The organism is Sulfuricurvum sp. (assembly GCF_049305995.1).
GTDB lineage: Bacteria > Campylobacterota > Campylobacteria > Campylobacterales > Sulfurimonadaceae > Sulfuricurvum.
Map to the genome: position 1 here is coordinate 1 of NZ_JBAQPS010000120.1, position 2,422 is coordinate 2,422.

A 2,422-nucleotide genomic window follows, 5' to 3' on the forward strand; every position below is an offset into this window, starting at 1 on the left:
GTGTATAACTGTAGGTTTGTGCTTCCATCTTTTTCTCCTAAAACATTGTACAAATTATAGCACAAAGTTTTTTTTCTTTACCTATTCCAATCTCTTTAGCATTTCACGATAGGAAGAGATATAGTCGATACACGTATATCTACGCTCCAACCTTATACGCATTAAAGGAGTTCTCTTCTATAATCAACTATTATCCAATATAAATGGACTTTTCGTGCAAAATAATATATTTTCTAAAGAAGTAGATGCACTCTATCGTGCCCTTCCTATCGCTTTAATCGCTACGCTCTTTAATGCTATTATTATTGCTTTGATTCTGAAAGATCAATTCTCAACTAATACCCTAATCGTATGGATTCTACTGAATATGGCTATTTTGCTCTTTCGATCCTTCAGTTATCTCCGTTTTGGTTCATGGCTTCAGGCTGACTCCACTATTTTTGCGTACCGAATCTATATGAGTGGGATTATCGCTTCTGGGATCATTTGGGGATCGAGTGTTTTTTATCTCCTACCGGATTCTTCTGTCCACATGATGATGCTGATTATTATCGTAGGTGGTATGGTTGCCGGAGGTGTTGGATCGAGTTCTTATCGCCCTGAAAGTTATATCTTTTATAATTTATTAGTTATCGGTCCTTATTCCTTGCATTTTATGCTCGATACCTCCAATGCAACATCGTGGATGGTAGGAACGGCTCTTCTCCTTTTTTCGATTATGATGATCCTGTCGAGTAAAAAATTTCACGCTAACTTTTCCGAAGTTATTCTCCTGCAACTCAAACAGCAAGAGTTAGTCCATCATTTGGAAGAAGAAAAATACTACACACAACACCTCAACGAAAATCTGTTACAAGAGATCATTGAAAAAGAAAAATTTCAAAAGGAACTCATAAACGCATTAGAAGAAGCTCGCCAAGCCGCACTTGCAAAGGATGCTTTTTTCGCTACGATGAGCCATGAACTCCGAACCCCGCTAAATGCCATCATCGGCTTTTCTCAAATTTTGACCAAACGGACAGACACCCCCAATGAATTTAAAACGTACATTGAAAAAATCCTTATTTCCGGAAAACATCTTCTTGATCTTGTCAATACTATTCTCGATTTTTCAAAAATGAAAGCAGGAAAGATGGAACTCAATCTCACTACTTTTATCCTATCTGACATGTTTAGAGATGTCTCTATTATCGCGGAACCTCTCGCATCAAAACATAATATCCACCTCTCCTTTCCTAAGTTAGGGACAGAAACAATGAATGGTGATCGGAAAATGATTCAGCAAATACTGATTAATATTTTGAGCAATGCCATCAAATTTTCACCGGATGACTCAACCATAACGCTAACCCATAAAGGTAATAAAGAACATCTGTTCAGTATCTGCGATCAGGGAATAGGTATCGCTTTCGAACATCTTGAGACTATTTTCGACCCCTTCTCACAGATAGAAGGCTCTTCTCAAAATGCTATCAAAGGGACTGGATTAGGTTTAGCTATAGTCAAAGAGATGGTACAAGCGCATCAGGGGAAAATTTGGGCAACAAGCACCCTCGGAAAAGGGAGCTGTTTTTATATTTCTATCCCGATGAAGCAATAATTATTTATTCTCCGCATCACTCAAAGTAAGACAAAGGATCACTTTCTTCCCCTGTGCATGAAGTACCTCAGACGCTTCGCCGAGTGTTGTCCCCGTTGTGACGATATCATCGACTAAAATCACCTCATTTTCCGCAAAAGGTTTATAGTGAAATTGTCGAGGATTCATAAGTCGCTCTTCGACACTTTTCCCCGCATATTTATAGTGTTGTGCCGCACGAAGCTTTCCATAATAAGGCATAATATTTAGAGATTTTAATGCACCATTCAAAACAGCTGTATGAGAATAGCCGCTATTAGCATGATCGTCGATACCGATGGAGGCAACTCGGTTTTCATAGGCCCATTCACGGGCAAAAGCACCCAATGATCGCTTCGCTAAAATGGTATAAATATAGTATCCGATATCGGTATGTTTAGTCAGTAGTAGCGGTTCGATGTCATTGTAAGGAAAAAAGGAGTAAACAGGTATGGAACCCATAATTTTTCGTTTATGAAGAGTCGGAGTGAGGAGAGACTCTTGACACGAGGAGCAGATATGCGAGAGACTGAATCGCTCACACATCATGCAACGCATCACTAGTCCATTTTGAGGACGGACATAAATGCCTCTTGGGGAAGCTGAACTTTCCCGATTGCTTTCATCCGTTTTTTACCCTCTTTTTGTTTGTCGAGGAGTTTACGTTTACGGGAAATATCCCCGCCGTAACATTTGGCAGTAACATTTTTACCCATTGATTTGACCGTTTCGCGGGCGATAACACGATTGCCGATAGAGGCTTGAATCGCTACTTCGAAAAGCTGACGAGGGACAATCTCTTTC

General features: G+C 39.7%; 2 protein-coding genes and 1 pseudogene. 1 reads left to right on the top strand and 2 read right to left on the bottom strand.

Annotation, left to right across the window (positions count from 1 at the left end):
• Positions 1–214: 214 nt before the first annotated feature.
• Positions 215–1,600 carry an ATP-binding protein gene (locus WA010_RS03945; RefSeq protein ID WP_422555859.1) on the top strand — a complete coding sequence of 462 codons (1,386 nt, stop codon included), beginning with the start codon at positions 215–217 and terminating at the stop codon, positions 1,598–1,600.
• On the opposite strand, the gene WA010_RS03950 is transcribed toward WA010_RS03945, so the two are convergent.
• The gene (locus WA010_RS03950) at positions 1,601–2,176 is read right to left on the bottom strand and encodes a ComF family protein (protein WP_422555860.1); all 576 of its coding nucleotides are present in this window, start codon (positions 2,174–2,176) and stop codon (positions 1,601–1,603) included.
• Positions 2,177–2,178: 2 nt separating this feature from the next.
• A pseudogene (locus WA010_RS03955) lies at positions 2,179–2,422 on the bottom strand (elongation factor 4); the annotation flags it as partial.